Genomic DNA, 15876 nt, shown 5'->3' with positions numbered 1-15876 from the left:
CCGGCCACCAGCCGATGAATTGAGGATATCACCGGATATTGCGCCGCAGGCGGACGACATCATCCTGATAATCATGCGATGCCAGGGCGCCTGAGCAACATTCCGGCAGATATCGTTCCGGCAGGAAGACAGGGAGCAGGCCGTGACCGGTAATTGGGATCGGTTCACCAGAGAGGATGCGTTTTCATCATGGCCTGGGGACGGGATGGTACCGGAAACGTCAGTCTTTATTTTTCGCCTGCATTATTTCATACACATCAGGGTACAGTTTTTCCATACAATCAGGACATATTCCATGCGTAAAGGTCGCATCGGAGTGGTTCTTGATATACGTTTCGATCTGGTTCCAGTAGCCCTTGTCGTCCCGGATCTTCTTGCACGAGGCGCAGATCGGCAACAGCCCACTCAGCGTCTTGATGTTGGCCAACGCTTCCTGGAGTTCCTCGATAAGCTTCTCCCGCTCCCGTTCCAGCCTTTTCCGGCGATCGATATTGCGGGCCACCGTGATGCCGGCGATGATGCCCCCCGTCGCATCCCGCAATGGCGATGCGGTGATCTCGAAACAGGAGCTGCCGCCGGCGGCGGGTTTGACCATTTCATGGCTGTGAATCCGGCCATCGTTGAAGGAGGTCAAGACCGGGCAGTGAATACAGGGGGCGGCGGTGTCCCCATACGCCTGGTAGCATTTCTCTCCCCGGTGGTCACCGAAATACGAAATATGTATCTGGTTCTGATAGAGGATCGTCAGGTCTCGACCATGAATGCCGATGCCGTCGCCGATTGCGGCGATGATCGACTCGGTCTTCGCCTTTTCTTCTTCCAGCCGCTCATTCGACTCCCGCAGTTTTGTCTGGGTGACGAGCAGTTCCTGGTTCTGATGATAGGCATTTTCATAGGTCGAGAGCAGGAGATCGAGGATCTGCAGACGTTCGGCGCTGATCCGATAGGTATGGCCGGAGAAGAAGACCTCCTCCGATCCCGTTGCCGTTTTCGCGGTCTCGCGCAGTTGCCGGTTGGCGATGAGGTATTCGATCCGGGAAATGATAAACTTCTCGTCGTAGGGCTTGGTGATGAAGTTGTTGGCTCCGGCCTCGAGACCATTGATGACGTCGGTCGGTTCCGACAACGCGGTGACCAGGATGACCGGCAGATCCTTCAACCGCTGGTCGGCCCTGATCCGGCGGCAGAGTTCATAGCCGTCCATCTCGGGCATCACGATATCGGTGACGACAATATCCGGCAGGCGGTTCTCCAGAAAGTGCAGGGCCTCTTCGCCATTAGCCGCCAGCGAGACCTGAAAGTCCTTTTTTTCCAGGATATAGCGCAGATGTTCGGCCTGCGTCCGGCTGTCCTCGACAATCAGAATGTCCAGATGATTTCCTGCCGCCGTCGTATTCATACACTATCGCCGCCCCTGTTTTCATTATTGATCCCGGGCATGACAATATTCGTCAGTACCCCGGCTATCCGGTCCGCGGGCAATACATAGCGCGCCGCTTCGAGCTTAACCGCTTCCCCCGGCATGCCGTACACTGCCGAACTCTGCTCGTCCTGGGCGATGGTGACGGCCCCTCGGTCCTTCATCAGCCTCAGTTCCGCCGAGCCATCCCTCCCCATCCCGGTCAGCAGCACCCCGACCCCATTCCTGCCGAAAGTCTCCGCCACCGACCGGAAAAGATAGGAGACGGAGGGACGGAGGCCGTTTTCCGGGGCGTCGTGCGTGCAGCAGATCCTGCCGCCCGCATCCATTTTCATCTGGGCACCGTCCGGGGCGACATAGACATGGCCGGGACGGGTCATGCTGCCATGGAACGGCACATGCACCGGCAGGGAAGATGTCTGGCCCAACCACTCGACAAAGCCGCGGATAAACCCCTCGGCCATGTGCTGGACGATCACGATGGGAGAGGGAAAATCCTTCGGCAGGGACGCCAGCAACTTTTCGATCACCGGAGGGCCACCGGTCGACGCCCCGATCGCCACGACCTTCACCGCGAAAGGGCGGCAGATGGGGTCCACCTCGGGCGCCGGCTGTGGCCGCCGCCGTTCGGCGGTTCGGACCCAACGCCGGACCACCTTGATCTCCGACATCAGTTTGACGGTCGCGATCAGACTTCTGGCATTCCGCTCGTGGTCGGGGTGGCCGATGCCCTGCGGCTTCTGCAGAACGGTGAGGGCCCCGGTCTCGATTGCCCGGAACGAGGTTTCCAACTCCCGCATATCGTAGCTGGCGGTGACGATGACGATGGGAACGGGTTGGGTTTCCATGATGATCCGCGACGCCTCGAACCCATCCATCACCGGCATATGGATATCCATGGTGATGAGATCCGGCCTGTCACGGGCCACGAACTCCACCGCCTCCCCGCCGTTGACGGCCGAGCCGATGACCTCGATGCCGGGATCGGCATTCAGGATGTGCATCAACAGTTCCCGGGCAACGGGGGAATCGTCGACAACAAGGACCCTGATCATACCAGTCTCCCGATGACTTCCAGCAGGTTGCTCTGATCAAAACTGCTCTTGACGATGTAGGCGCTGGCCCCGACATCTATCCCCCGCTCCCGGTCCTCGCGGGACTCAAGCGCCGTCACCAGCACCACCGGCAGATCGGCGAGTTTCTTATCCGAACGGATCCTGGCGGTCAGGTCGAACCCGTCCATCCTCGGCATTTCGACATCGGACACCACGATATCGAACTCCCGGCTTCTCAAGGCGGCGATCGCCTCGACCCCGTCGACCACCGCCTGTACCTCATATCCGGCTGATTCAATGATGTTTTTCATCAACATTCTAGCCGTGATCGAATCCTCCACCACCAGGACGGAGCTGCTTTGCACCGGTGCTTCCGCAGACCCCGCAATAATCGACGGCACCTTTTTCACCGCGGTCTTCAGCAGGTCCGGGACATTGAGGAGCGGTACCACCCTGCCGTTGCCGATGACGGTCGCCCCCATGATATTACGGACCCGGGGGAGCTGCCGGCCGAGCGGTTTCACCAGCACCTCCTGTTCGCCCAGGATCTCGTCGACCATGAACGCCATGCGCTTCTCGGCCGCACCGACCACCGCTACCTGCACGAACGGGCCGTCAACCGGCTGCCGTGCGGCAGCCACCTTCAGTTCGAGCACATCCCCAAGCCTGACCATGGCGATCGGCCGTCCATCGACCACCAGCGTTTCGCGGTTCTCAACCGTCTGCACCTCCTCCCACCTGGATCTCGCCACCCGCTCGACATTGGTGGCCGGCAGGACAAACAGCTGTTCCGCCACCCTGACGAGGACGCCTCGAAACGTCGCCAGAGTGAGCGGCACGACCAGGCGAAAGGTCGTCCCCTCATCCCTCCTGGTATGAACAGATACCGTGCCGTTGAGCTTCTCCACCTTCTCCCCGACGATGGCCAGCCCAAGTCCCCTGCCGGACAGATCGGTGATGAGGGGGCTGGTCGTCACACCCGACTGGAACATCAGCTGCAGCGCCTCCCGATCGTCGAGGGCAGCTACCGCTTCCGGCGAGATCTTCGCCTGTTTGACGGCGGCGGAGACAATTTGTGCAATATCAATCCCTCTCCCATCGTCGGCCACCGTGATCTCGATCTTGCCATCGTGAGACGCGACCTCGATCCTGATGGTGCCATGGGCCGGTTTGTTCTTTTTCTCCCGCTCCGCGGGGGATTCAATGCCATGGTCCAGACAGTTCCGCACCAGATGGACGAGCGGATCCTTGAGCTCCTGCAGAATCCGCCTGTCCACCTCGATATCGCCGCCATCGGTCGTCACTTCCGCCTTTTTCCCTGCCGTGCGGACGAGGTCGCGCACCAATCGGGGGAACATCTCGAACATTGACGAAAACGGCAACATCAATGTCTTTTTCATATCGTCCAGCAGCGTGTCGATCAGGGAGGCGGAGGCCCGATGATCGTCTTCAGCAGCCCTGACCAACGCCGTCAGCCTGGCGCCGAACGAGGGAATGAAATATTCCGTCGATATCTGGCCGGAACCGGCGCGGGTCCGGGGAGTCGCGAAGGAAAGGTCCCGTTGCCGCTCTTTTTTCCATGAGTCGAACCGATGTTTCAGATCCCGCAATTCCCCCATACGCTGCGTGGTGGCGATCTTGACCGCGATCATCTCTTCCGCCTGGAGCAGGAGGGCGTCGAGCGCGGCGGTGGAGATCCTGACCGTCTCCGTCACAGATGCCGCCGGCCCGCTGACGGCCCCCTGATCCGGCGGTTCGGCGACATCCGGAGCGATCGTCTGGTTGCGGGGATCCACCCTCTCCGTCTCCGCAATTGGCGGGTCTGCCGAATCGACCGCTACGCGCTTATCCGCTACCGCGGATGCTGCAGGTTCCTGCCCGGGTATCAGGCCGTCTAGCCGATGGATGAGGTCGTTGATAACCGTTCTCTCGGTCGCCGGCGACTTTCCGCCATCGACCAGCCGGAAACAGAAATCGACCGTTTGAAGGAGCAGGTCGCTGGCCTGCGGCGACAGCGACATGCGGCCGTTTTTCAGCGCCGAAAAAACACTTTCCACGGCCTGGCAGAGAGAAACGATATCAGCCAGGTTCACCGATCGGGCGGCGCCCTTGAGGCTATGAACCTCCCGGTACATGATCTCGATGGATTCGGGCGGATTATCCGCAACGCCTTTCTCCATCTTTGTGAGTTCGGCTGAAATCACACCGAGATGCTCCCGGGCCTCCACCTTGAACATGGCGAGCAATCTTTCTAAAAATTCAGCATCCCTGGTGACCATGGCAGACCTCACTCCCTCCGCATTCCCCGCCCAGTATCGCTCATATCTTGAAGCGCGACACCATCTCCTTGAGTTTCTGTCCGATTTCGTTCAAGGAATGCGCGGCCTGTTCGGCCTGTTTGGTCCCCAGCACATTCTGCTGGGTTGCCTGTTTGATATTCTCCATCGCTATTGCCACCTGTTCCATGCCGGCCAACTGCTGCTGACTGGATACGGCAATCTGCTCCGCCGCCTGGGCGGCCTCGCTGATGCTCTCCGCCAGCTTCCGGATCGATTCCCCGGACTCGGCCGTCTGCTTCACCCCTCCTTCCACCGCCTTGCTTACCTGCTCCGCGGCCAGCACCGATTTCCCGGTCGCCTTCTGGATATCCCCGAGAATTTTCCGCACCTGTTCCGTCGCCTGTTTCGATTGATCCGCCAGGCTCTTGATCTCCTGGGCCACCACCGCGAAACCCTTGCCGTGTTCGCCGGCCTTCGAGGCCTCGATCGCCGCGTTCACCGCCAGGAGATTGGACTGCTGCGCCAGGTCGGTGACGACGGTGATGATCTCGCCGATGGCCTGGATCTGCTCGCTCAGCATGACGACGCTCTCGGCAACGGTCTCCATCAACTCCTTGATATGGTTGATGCCGTCCATCGTCTCCGATACCGTCGAGTACCCCTGTTCGGCAACATGCACCGATTTCTGCGCGTTTTCCGAAACCCCCCGCGATTTCTTCGAGGACAACAGCGCCGTCTGCTTGATTTGTTCCACCGTCGCCGTCGTTTCGGTTACCGATGCCGCCGTCTCGGACATCCCCGCTGCGATCTGGGTCGTCGATGTCAGGATCTCGCTCGCCGACGATGCCAGGACGTTGACACCGTCGCAGACATCCTCATTGATCCGCCGGAAATTGTCCAACATGCTGGCAAAGGCGTTCCTCAGGATGTCCTTGTCCGAAACGGGGGTAACGACCACGGTCAGATCGCCTTCCGAGACCTGTTTGGACACGGCCGCCATCTCCTGGAGATACCCGGTCATATCGGCGAAGGCGTTTCCCAGCACATCCCGGTCCGAAACGGGCCTGACCGCCACCGTCAGGTCACCTCCGGCGATCTGACGGGATATGGCGGCCATCTCCTGCAGATACCGGACCATCGTCGCGAACGCCTGGGTCAGGCTCCCCACCTCGTCCTGCCGGTCGTTGCCCCGGATCGCCACCTCGAGATCCCCCGAGGCGATCCGTTGGGCCGCAGTCGTGATCTCCCGCAGCGGGTTGGCGATGATTCGGCTCAGATAGAGGGCGATAACCAAACTGAGGACGAAGACGAGGATGCTGATGCCGATAAAGGTCCGTGACAACCGCTTCGCCCGGGCGTTCTCCGCGGCGACACGCTCCTTGGCCTTGACGATGGCGCTGTTTCCCAGTTCGACGGCGATCGTCCGCACCAGGTTGTACATTTTGTCCTGCACCGTGGTGTCGAGATTTTGCGCTTCGATCGACTTTTCTTCATAGATCAGGGCGATCTGCTGGTCCCTCACCCTCCGGTACTCCGCCAGGGCGGTGACCAGCTCATCAAATTGCTGCGATTCCCGAGGGCGGCCCTGCAACGATGTCGCGACCAGCTTGAGCCCCTCCTCCACCTCCCTGGTCCTGGTGACGATATCCCGTTCGAGTTCCTGCTGCCGGGCCTTGTCCCGGGTCATCATCATCTCGAGGAGCTGGGCATGGGCCCGATTCTGCGACGACCGCAACTTGAGCAATTCGATCGAGGGCAGAAAATCGTCATGAAACAGGCTCTCCTGCGACCGATGGACCGCGGTCAAGCCGAGGTAGGCCGCGGTGATCACCACCAGCATGAACACGATCATCAGGCCGAAACTGAGAAAAAGTTTTGTGCGCGTCGCCAGATCAACAAACCATTTCATATCTTCTCCCTGTACTCATATATCCTGGTGGACCATAATTTTTCCGTCGGCCAGTATCCGGGCCGCATCAAGGATTACCAGCCGCTCCACGGTCACTCCGTGCAGGAATTCCTCTTGGATGCCGGTGAGCGTGGGCAGGGGAGGGCCGATGGCGCTGACCGCGATGGCCCGCACCCCGAGGATCGCATCGGCCAGGATGCCGAACTCCATCGTCTCGTTGCCGATGATGATGACCTTGTTGAGATCACTAACCCCCTTCTCGGGCAAATCAAAGAACTTCTTGAGGTCGACGACCGAAAGGATCCGCCCCCGCACATTGATCAGGCCGAGGACAAAGGCCGGAACCCCGGGCAGAGGGGTGTAGTCGTGGAGCGGATAAACCTCGCGGATGTGGTGCGATTCGATGCCGTAATGCTCGTGCGCCAGCAGGAATTCGACGACCTCGAGGGTGTCGGCCACCGCCTCCTTTTCCTCCTCGTGCGCCAACTGCGCGGCCCTTCGCTGCAGGATCCGCCGCCTCTCCTCCGGAGACGGCGCATACCCGCTATCGATCGCCACCCCCACCGCATCGATCTTGCGATGGATCTCGTCCCAGTCAAACCTCCCCGTACCCATTCATTCACCCCCGACCTTCAAGACCCTGCATCGCCTGGATCAGTTCGATCAATCTGCCGGCACTCATACCTTCGGCCTCCGGCGGCACCTCGTCGTGGCCCAACCCCTGCAGCAGCGAACATGCCTTGGCCAGGTGCTTGCCCGCTTCCCGGTGCCGGCCCTGGCCCTGCAGCAGATGGCCCAGGGCGAAATGGGCGATCGCAAACTCCTGATCGATATACAGCGCCCGCTGCAGCACCACCACGGCCTCGCCCGTCCTCCCCATCTCCTGCAGAATGGTCGCCTGGAGATAGTACAACGCCGGATTGAGTTTGTCGGCCGGTATTACCGCCTCGCATACCGCCAGCGCCTCCGCCAGCCTGCCCTGGTCGGCCAACCGTCTCGCCTGCTGCGGCGATGGGCCGCCATCGCCGGCGGCCGTGACCGGGACCTGCGGCTTCTTTTTCGGCCGGACCGGTCGGGCAGTTCCGGGAGCCTTCCCGCTGCCGCCCAGGGCCGCCGGTTTCGGTCTCGCCACGGCCATCGCCGGCAGGGTCGCCGGTCGCGGGATGACGTCTTCCGTCATCGCTCCTTTGCGGTAGAGCACGGCCCCCGGAAAACGGACCGGATGGAGGAGAGGCGGCGCGACGGTGCCGGGGACCTCGACCGGGCTGACCACCAGCCAGCCGCCGTCGACCAGGCAGCGGGAGAGGTTGCGGATCACCGCATCGGCTCGGTCGCGCGAGAAATAGATCAAGACGTTGCGACAGAAGATGATATCCATCGCATTGGTGGCGTTGATGATCGCCGGATAGGGATCTTCGGCGAGATTGAGGCAGGAAAAAGTGACCATCCGCTTGATGCGAGGGTTGATCTCAAATTTGTCTGCCCGTTGTTTGAAACAGCCCTCCTTGACCCACCGCGGCGTATCGCGGAAGGACCACTCGCCATATATCCCTTCGTCCGCCTTTTTCAGGGATAAAGGGGAGATATCCGTGGCCAGGATGGAAATTTTCCAGTCCTTCAGGTCGGGAATCATCCTGGTCAGGAGGATTGCCAGCGAATACGGCTCTTCACCGGAGGAGCAGGCGGCGCTCCAGATCCGGAGATGCTGGTCCCGGCCCCGGCGGGACTCGATGATGGCGGGCAGCACCTGGGTTTCGAGGATGTCGAAGACCCGGCGATCGCGGAAAAAATAGGTCTCGCCGACGGTGAGGTGGCTGGCCAGGGTTTCGATCTGGCGACGCGACAGGGCCGTGGCAAGCAGCCACTCGATACATGAATCGATCGTACTGAAGCCGAATTCTCCGGCGGCGGAGCCGACCCCCCTTTCCAGATCACCCAGGCGCTCGGGGGGGAAATGCAGTCCCAGGCAGGTTTCAACAAAGCCGCTGAGTTGAGCCAGCAGAGCGGACCGCGATCCTGCCGCACCGGTTGTGTGAGAGCTCAGGCCGCGCACACGCTTATGCTTCCCGGGCGTCCGGCATCGGCATCCCTGCTGCCAGCAGTTGCTCTATCTCGGCATCCTCCTCCGATGAGAGGAAACTATCGAGATCGTAAATATAGATAATCCCTTCCCCTATCCCGGTTATTCCATCGAGATATTCAATGCCGGGATAGACCTGATCCGGCGGGACAATGTCCTCCCTGCTGAATTCCTTCACCCCGAGGACATCATCAACGACCATGACGACCGGGCGGTTCGCCGTGCGGGCGATGACCATCCGATCGGCAGGCGCCGTCTCGATCGCAGGCAAACGGAACAACCGGCGGATATTCAACACCGGCAGAATCCGCCCCTGCACGTTTACCAGGCCCAGGACGATCTCCGGGGCCTGCGGCACGGGACTGATTTCCACGGCAGGCACAATCCGGTCAATTTTCGATATCTCCAGCGCACAATGCAAACCGGCCAGTGCGAACACCAGCAGCCTTTCCACTCCGCTCATGCCGACCCTCTCATCTCTCATCCTCCCGACCAGGGATACGTCGAAGCCCGTGTTGCTGCCAACGTCATTCGATCTCGAGTCAGTACTGTCACAATCTTCGGTCGTTCGGCAGTATAGCGAGCCGTGGCCTTGTGTTGGGAATTCGGCGACAGTTCCATACAACAATTGTCCAGATATTACGGGAAAAATAAAGATAAATTTGAGTCGGAGAGATTTTCACCCCTCCTGGCACGGAATCCTGAAAATGCCGCAGGATCGGAGGCCGCCGGCCCCGCCTGCTGTCCAGAAAAGTGGCTGACAACCGGACCGCAGCGGCATGATGTGGTTTTGGGGCTTCCAGCATCACCGGCGACGCATGGAAACCGGTGATATCGACACCGGGCTTCAGGCCGTTCTGCCCTCCAGGGTGATGATGAACTCGGAGCCGATCCCCTCCTGACTGCGGACATCGATGGTGCCGCCATGGGCCTGGACAATGTGTTTGACGATGGCCAGACCGAGTCCGGTCCCGCCCTCCGCCCTGCTCCTTGCCTGGTCGCTGCGATAGAAGCGCTCAAAGAGCCGCGGCAGGTGCTTCGGGGCAATGCCGCAGCCGGTATCCCTGACCGCAATCGCCACCTGCGGAATCCCGCCTTCACCTGCACTCGAGGCGGCTGCAACCGAAACCACCTCACCGCTCCGGCTGTACCGGATGGCGTTGACCACCAGGTTGACGATCGCCTGTTCGAGCAGGGTGTCGTTCATCGTCGCCAGGATCCCCTCCGGACAGTCGACGACGAGGCCGACTCCGGCCTTTTCCGCCTCGATCCGGCAGGTCTGGACCGCGGCCTCGAGAACCTTGCCGAGCGGTCCCTCGCGGAGATCTATCCCGCCGGCTCTCGACTCCTGCTCGATCCTCGACAGGGCCAGCAGGTCGTCGATAATCGCGTTCAACCTCTCGGACTGGCGCAACACCGTCTGCAGGAACGAGACCGCGACGTCCCGGTTATCGATGGCCCCGTCGAGCAAGGTCTCGACATAGCCGCGGATCGAGGTGATCGGCGTCCGCAGCTCGTGCGAGACGTTGGCGACGAAGTCCCGGCGGATAGTCTCCAGCCGCCGCAACTTGGTGACGTCGTTGATCACCGCCAACGCCCCGACTTCCTTCGCCCTGCCGGCATGAAGGCTGACGATGCGGACCTGCAGCAGCTTTTCCCCTTCCCGGTCACGAAAGACGATCTCGTTCTCCACCGGTTCGCCGGAGGACAATACCCCGCCGATCTGGTCCTGCAGCTCGATGTTGCGGACCACGGCCTGCAGAAACTTTCCGGGTGCCTCCCCGGCATCGACCCCGAGCAGGCGGGCGGCGGCGGCATTGATGCCGATCACCCGTTCGTCCTTGTCGATCGCGACAACCGCTTCGATCATGCTCGAAAAAACGGCATCGAGCTGTTTCCTGTGGGTTTCGATGGTCGTGATCTTGTCATCGAGCATCTCCGCCATCCGATCCATCGACGCGGCGAAGGAGACCACCTCGAGCGAGGCCGAGTCGGGAAGGGACATCTGCATCTTACGGCTGAAATCTCCCCGGGCGAAGTCCTCGGCATTTTGTTTCATTCCCTCGAAGGGACGACTGATCCGGCGCGAAATGAGGAGAACAATCAATCCGGCGACGACGATGACGACGATCGAACCGAGGCCGATCCGCATCTGGATTGCCGCCAGGGCGCGATCGATGGAGGTCACCGGCACCGCCAGGCGCAGCACGGCATCGACCGTGGCTGCTCCCGTGGTTGCATGGCGTATGGGAATGGCGACATAGAGCATCGACTCGTTGAGGGTCCGGCTGAAGCGCAGCGATTGCCCTGTGCCGCCGGCCAACGCCGTGACGATTTCCGGCCGCTTCAGATGATTCTCCATCGACTCCGGCCTCTCGTTGGAATCGGCAAGGATTCTGCCGTCGGGGGAGATGACGGTAATCCTGGTCACCGATTCCCGCCCGACCTGGACGCAGAATGAACGGAGCTCCGACGGGTCGGCGAGCAGTCTTTCGACCCTGGCCCTTACCAAGCCGGCCCGGGCCATCAGGTCGGCCTCGACATGAGCGAGAAAAAAATCCTGGATGCTGGCGGATGCATACCAGGTGACGGCAACGATGCACAGCAGGATGGCTGCCAGGAAGGACGGAAATATATGCCATACGAGTTTTTTCTGTCTCATCTCATCTGTCCCCACTCCGCGTTGACTTGAAACGATAGCCGATACCGCGGACGGTCTCGATGCTCTCACCGGCCTCGCCGAGCTTTTTGCGCAGGCCGTAAATCTGCACGTCGATGGCCCTCGGAGTGATCAAAAAATCATAGCCGCGGACAGTATCGATGATCTGCTGCCGGCTGAAGACCCAACCCGGTTTCGCCGCCAGGAGCGAGAGGATGCCGAACTCAGTCATCGTCAGGCTCAATAATTCTCCATCCAGGCGGACTTCATGCCGGCCCTGGTCGATCTCGATGCCGGCCCCGGTGATTATGGTGTGCCGTTCGTTCTCCCCTTCCTTTGCCTGGCCGCGTCTGAGAACCGCCTTGACCCGGGCGATGAGGACCTTGGGGCTGAAGGGCTTGGTGATATAGTCATCGGCACCGGCCTCGAGACCGGCGACCACATCCTCTTCCTCGCCCTTGGCGGTCAGCATCAGAATCGGCACCGCCGCCCGGTGCGGCAACCCGCTTTTCCTGACGGCGGCGCAGACCTCGATTCCGCTCATCCCCGGCAGCATCAGGTCGAGCAGGATGCAGTCGACCTCATCACGCTCCAGGCTGGCCAGCGCCTCCTCGCCGGAATCAGCACAGCCGACGTGGAAACCGGCCTTGATCAGATTGTAACTCACCAACTGCTGGATATCGGCATCGTCTTCAACAACGAGAATATACGGTTTTGCCATGTTCCTGAATGTTCCTCTCTTGCTTCTGCGTGCTCCGACCTCCCCGAGGAGTGCGTCACCCGTCGGGGACCACCACCGATATGGCCGCCAGCGGGACATCCCCGTAGCGGTCTCTTGCCCTTGCGTCTCCAAATGTGCTGCATTTTCCCCCCTGCCCGCAAGCTCAATCGCCCCCTTAACCAAAATCTAACGAAGTCCTGATCGCAACGAAACATAAAGTCTTTACGTTATCTCCAACATCAAGGACGGCTCCCATGGCGGACACCACCTCGACCTCACTCAGGAATGACGATCGATGACCACCCATTACACCTTTCATCACGCGCTGATCAAGCTCAACAAGATGGTCCTCAAGATGAGCGCCATGGCCGAGGACCGGGTCCGCAAGGCGGCCACGATCATCAAGACCCGCGATCTCGACCTCATCCAATCGCTGGTCCTCTCCGATTATGAAGTCGACGAGATGGAAATGGAGGTGGAAGAGGAATGCCTCAAGATCCTGGCCCTGCACCAGCCGGTGGCCAGCGACCTCCGTTTCATCATCATGGTGATCAAGATCAACAGCGAGATCGAGCGCATTGCCGATCTTGCCGTCAACGTGGCGATGCGCATGCAGGGAATCCTCAAGAGCCCGCACCGCGTCCCCACCCCCTATGATTATACCGAGATGGCGGAAAAGGTCATCACCATGCTGAAGATGAGCATCGACGCGATGACCACTCGCGACGTCAGACTGGCCCGCACTGTCTTCATGCTCGATGACGAGGTCGACGCCATGCGCCTCGACGCCTACCTCAAGGTCAAGGACATGATCCGCAAACACCCGGAACACCCCGGCCAGCTGATCAACAGCTACCTGATCGCCCGCCACCTCGAACGGATCGGCGACCGGGCCACCAATATCGCCGAGGAGGTCATCTACCTGGTCGAAGGCGAGATCGTCCGCTGCCAGTGAGGCCGCCGAAGAAAGGGTAACCATACAACCGCATCGACATTACCGTAACCGACTGCTGAGACAACCATGGATTTTCCTTATCTGCTCCTCCTACTCCTGCTCCTCGCCATCGGTGCCTACGTTTTCGGCACCAGGAAAGCCATGGCAGTGGCAAACGCCGGGGGCGGGATCCGCAGTCTTCATTCGCTGCCCAGTCACTATGGGGCGCTGACGGTTGTCGCCGCCGTCCTGCCGGCATTCTGCATCGCCATCCTGTGGCAGGCAGTCGAGCCTTCGGTGCTCACCGGCCTGCTCAGGGCCGGCCTGCCGCCGGAGACTCAGGGGCTCTCCGCCAGCGAGTTCAGCCTCATCATCAACGACATCAAAAACGTCGTCGCCGGCAACTTTACCCCCGGCGCCGATCAGACGGCGATCCTCGAGGCGGCGGAGCGGTATATCGAGCTGCAGGACATATCCGACCAGTTGCTCACCGGGATCGTCCTGCTGCTGGCAGCGGTCTCGACGGCGCTCGTCTATCGCCGCATCACCGTCCGCCTCAGGGCCAGGAATATCGTCGAAGGGGTGCTGAAGGCGCTGCTGATCCTCTGTTCGGCCTTCGCCATCTTCACCACCATCGGCATCGTCCTGTCGGTGCTGTTCGAGGCCATCCGCTTCTTCAAGATCGTGCCGGCCCACCATTTCCTCTTCGGTCTCGACTGGAGCCCGCAGATGGCGATCCGCGCCGACCAGACCGGTTCCTCCGGGGCCTTCGGCGCCGTCCCGGTCTTCGCCGGGACCATGCTCATCGCCCTGATCGCGATGATCGTCGCGATCCCGATCGGCCTGCTGTCCGCCATCTTTCTCTCGGAATACGCCAGCGAACGCCTGCGCACCATCGCCAAACCGCTGCTGGAGATCCTCGCCGGCATCCCGACGGTGGTCTACGGTTTTTTCGCCGCCCTGACCGTCGCCCCGTTGATCCGTGACCTCGGCCTCCACTTCAATCTCCCGGTTTCCTCCGAGAGCGCCCTGGCGGCCGGGCTGGTCATGGGCATCATGATCATCCCCTTCGTCTCGTCGCTGTCCGAGGATGTGCTTCACGCCGTGCCGCAATCGCTGCGCGACGGCTCGCTGGCCCTGGGGGCGACCCGGTTCGAGACGGTGAAAAACGTCATCGTCCCGGCCGCCCTGCCCGGCATCGTCGGCGGCGTCCTGCTGGCCGTGTCCCGAGCTATCGGCGAGACGATGATCGTCGTCATGGCCGCCGGACTGTCGGCCAACCTGACCGCCAATCCGTTCAAGGCGGTGACCACGGTCACGGTGCAGATCGTCACCCTGCTGGTCGGCGACCAGGAATTCGACAGCCCGAAGACGCTGGCGGCCTTTGCCCTGGGTCTGGTGCTGTTCTTCTTCACCCTCTTCCTCAACTTCATCGCCCTGCGGGTGGTGCAGAAATACCGTGAACAGTATGAGTAGAAGCGAGCGTCCACCCATCGGCGAAACACCCCAACGATCGCTCACCGAAAAGATCGGCAAGGATCTGCCGCGCCGTTATCGGGCCGAAAAACGATTCCGGCGCCTCGGACTGGCGGCGGTCATCGTGGCCCTGTCGTTCCTGGTCTTCCTCTTCGGTTCAATCATCGGCAGCGGCTACACCGCCTTCAGGCAGACGTACATCGAGTTGTCGGTGACCTTCGACGAGGCGGCCTTCGCCAGCGAGAACCTCGCCGCCGCCGATTTTCCCGGCCTCGTCAAGCAGTCGCTGCGCTCGATGTTCCCGGAGGTCAGGGAGCGCTCGGCGCTGAAGCAGCTCTACAGGATCGTCAGTCCCTCGGCCGCCTACACCCTGCAGGACATGGTCGCCCGGAATCCCAACCTGATCGGCAGCACTCAGAAGATCTGGGTCCTGGCCGACGACGACGTCGACATGCTGCTCAAGGGCCAGATCAGCAGTGAAGGGGAAGAGGCCAACCGCCGTCTGAAGGACAACCAGCTCGCCTGGATCACGTCCCTCCGGGAACAGGGCCGGATCGAGACCCGTTTCAACACCACCTTCTTCACCGCCGGCGATTCCCGCGAGCCCGAACAGGCCGGTATCCGGGGGGCGGTCATGGGGTCGTTCTTCTCGTTGCTCATCACCCTGCTCCTCTCCTTTCCGATCGGCGTCATGGCGGCCATTTACCTCGAGGAGTTCGCCCCGGATAATCTCTGGACCAATATCATCGAGGTCAATATCAACAACCTCGCCGCGGTGCCGTCGATCATCTTCGGCCTGCTCGGCCTGGCCATCTTCATCAACTTTTTCGGCATGCCCCGCTCGACCCCGATCGTCGGCGGCCTGGTGCTGACCCTGATGACCCTGCCGGTGATCATCATCGCCAGCCGCGCCTCGCTGAAGTCGGTGCCGCCGTCGATTCGCGAGGCAGCGCTGGGCATCGGCTCCTCGAAGATGCAGACGGTCATCCATCACGTCCTGCCGCTGGCCCTGCCCGGCATGCTGACCGGGACCATCATCGGCATGGCGCGAGCGCTGGGCGACACCGCGCCGCTGTTGATGATCGGCATGATCGCCTTCATCGTCGACATCCCAGGCGGCGTCACCGATCCGGCCACCGCCCTGCCGGTGCAGATCTTCCTCTGGGCCGATAGTCCGGAGCGGGCCTTCACCGAGAAGACCTCGGCGGCGATCATGGTCCTGCTCGCCTTTCTGATCATCATGAACGCCGCAGCGGTAATCCTGAGGAAAAAATTCGAGATCAAGTGGTAACACATCACCCCACTTCAATCCAATGCCCGCTATTACACCAATACCAGCAGTA

The 15876-nt window shown here is 61.1% G+C and carries 12 protein-coding genes; 3 read left to right on the top strand and 9 right to left on the bottom strand.

Features of this window, described 5'->3' with window-relative positions; all coding sequences use genetic code 11:
• Positions 1 to 220 precede the first annotated feature (220 nt).
• The 9 genes from ACWGKN_RS03000 to ACWGKN_RS02960 all read right to left on the bottom strand — a co-directional run bounded on the left by ACWGKN_RS03000 (position 221) and on the right by ACWGKN_RS02960 (position 12123).
• Positions 221 to 1399, bottom strand: a complete 1179-nt coding sequence (locus ACWGKN_RS03000; protein WP_424253287.1) for a response regulator — start codon at positions 1397 to 1399, stop codon at positions 221 to 223.
• Complete coding sequence (gene cheB, locus ACWGKN_RS02995; protein ID WP_035229411.1) at positions 1396 to 2475, bottom strand: chemotaxis-specific protein-glutamate methyltransferase CheB; 1080 nt, start codon at positions 2473 to 2475, stop codon at positions 1396 to 1398. Before cheB ends, ACWGKN_RS03000 begins: the two co-directional genes overlap by 4 nt.
• Positions 2472 to 4754: a hybrid sensor histidine kinase/response regulator gene (locus ACWGKN_RS02990; protein WP_424253290.1), complete on the bottom strand. Its 2283-nt coding sequence runs from the start codon at positions 4752 to 4754 to the stop codon at positions 2472 to 2474. Before ACWGKN_RS02990 ends, cheB begins: the two co-directional genes overlap by 4 nt.
• Positions 4755 to 4794: 40 nt before the next feature.
• Entirely contained in the window at positions 4795 to 6663 is a 1869-nt protein-coding gene (locus ACWGKN_RS02985) for a HAMP domain-containing methyl-accepting chemotaxis protein (RefSeq protein ID WP_424253292.1), read from the bottom strand.
• A gap of 15 nt (positions 6664 to 6678) precedes the next feature.
• A complete protein-coding gene (locus tag ACWGKN_RS02980; RefSeq protein ID WP_424253294.1) occupies positions 6679 to 7278 on the bottom strand; it encodes a chemotaxis protein CheW in 600 nt (199 codons plus the stop codon).
• A 4-nt stretch (positions 7279 to 7282) separates the two neighbouring features.
• On the bottom strand, positions 7283 to 8716 hold the full coding sequence (locus ACWGKN_RS02975) for a CheR family methyltransferase (RefSeq protein ID WP_424253296.1): 1434 nt from the start codon (positions 8714 to 8716) through the stop codon (positions 7283 to 7285).
• Positions 8717 to 8720: 4 nt separating this feature from the next.
• On the bottom strand, positions 8721 to 9206 hold the full coding sequence (locus tag ACWGKN_RS02970) for a chemotaxis protein CheW (protein ID WP_035229401.1): 486 nt from the start codon (positions 9204 to 9206) through the stop codon (positions 8721 to 8723).
• Between the two features lie 384 nt (positions 9207 to 9590).
• A complete protein-coding gene (locus tag ACWGKN_RS02965; RefSeq protein ID WP_035229399.1) occupies positions 9591 to 11405 on the bottom strand; it encodes an ATP-binding protein in 1815 nt (604 codons plus the stop codon).
• Position 11406: 1 nt separating this feature from the next.
• A complete protein-coding gene (locus ACWGKN_RS02960) occupies positions 11407 to 12123 on the bottom strand; it encodes a response regulator (protein WP_035229397.1) in 717 nt (238 codons plus the stop codon).
• Between the two features lie 295 nt (positions 12124 to 12418).
• Here ACWGKN_RS02960 and phoU point away from each other — a divergent pair, with 295 nt between their 5' ends.
• From phoU to pstA, 3 genes are all read left to right on the top strand, one after another.
• The gene (phoU, locus tag ACWGKN_RS02955) at positions 12419 to 13078 is read left to right on the top strand and encodes a phosphate signaling complex protein PhoU (protein WP_035229395.1); all 660 of its coding nucleotides are present in this window, start codon (positions 12419 to 12421) and stop codon (positions 13076 to 13078) included.
• 66 nt (positions 13079 to 13144) lie between these two features.
• Positions 13145 to 14533, top strand: coding sequence for a phosphate ABC transporter permease subunit PstC (gene pstC / locus ACWGKN_RS02950; RefSeq protein ID WP_035229393.1), 1389 nt, complete (start codon positions 13145 to 13147; stop codon positions 14531 to 14533).
• A complete protein-coding gene (gene pstA, locus ACWGKN_RS02945; RefSeq protein WP_052159927.1) occupies positions 14526 to 15824 on the top strand; it encodes a phosphate ABC transporter permease PstA in 1299 nt (432 codons plus the stop codon). The genes pstC and pstA overlap by 8 nt, the downstream gene beginning before the upstream one ends.
• The last annotated feature ends 52 nt before the right edge of the window (positions 15825 to 15876 follow it).

The organism is Desulfoprunum sp. (assembly GCF_053613775.1).
Note: the sequence above shows the minus strand (reverse complement) of the source record. Positions and strands in the feature narration are given on the sequence as shown.

Bases quoted from the DNA above. Each gene is read 5' to 3' on its own strand.
- ACWGKN_RS03000 (WP_424253287.1), bottom strand. From the start codon at position 1,399: ATGAATACGACGGCGGCAGGAAATCATCTGGACATTCTGATTGTCGAG.
- cheB (WP_035229411.1), bottom strand. From the start codon at position 2,475: ATGATCAGGGTCCTTGTTGTCGACGATTCCCCCGTTGCCCGGGAACTG.
- ACWGKN_RS02990 (WP_424253290.1), bottom strand. From the start codon at position 4,754: ATGGTCACCAGGGATGCTGAATTTTTAGAAAGATTGCTCGCCATGTTC.
- ACWGKN_RS02985 (WP_424253292.1), bottom strand. From the start codon at position 6,663: ATGAAATGGTTTGTTGATCTGGCGACGCGCACAAAACTTTTTCTCAGT.
- ACWGKN_RS02980 (WP_424253294.1), bottom strand. From the start codon at position 7,278: ATGGGTACGGGGAGGTTTGACTGGGACGAGATCCATCGCAAGATCGAT.
- ACWGKN_RS02970 (WP_035229401.1), bottom strand. From the start codon at position 9,206: ATGAGCGGAGTGGAAAGGCTGCTGGTGTTCGCACTGGCCGGTTTGCAT.
- ACWGKN_RS02965 (WP_035229399.1), bottom strand. From the start codon at position 11,405: ATGAGACAGAAAAAACTCGTATGGCATATATTTCCGTCCTTCCTGGCA.
- ACWGKN_RS02960 (WP_035229397.1), bottom strand. From the start codon at position 12,123: ATGGCAAAACCGTATATTCTCGTTGTTGAAGACGATGCCGATATCCAG.
- phoU (WP_035229395.1), top strand. From the start codon at position 12,419: ATGACCACCCATTACACCTTTCATCACGCGCTGATCAAGCTCAACAAG.
- pstC (WP_035229393.1), top strand. From the start codon at position 13,145: ATGGATTTTCCTTATCTGCTCCTCCTACTCCTGCTCCTCGCCATCGGT.
- pstA (WP_052159927.1), top strand. From the start codon at position 14,526: ATGAGTAGAAGCGAGCGTCCACCCATCGGCGAAACACCCCAACGATCG.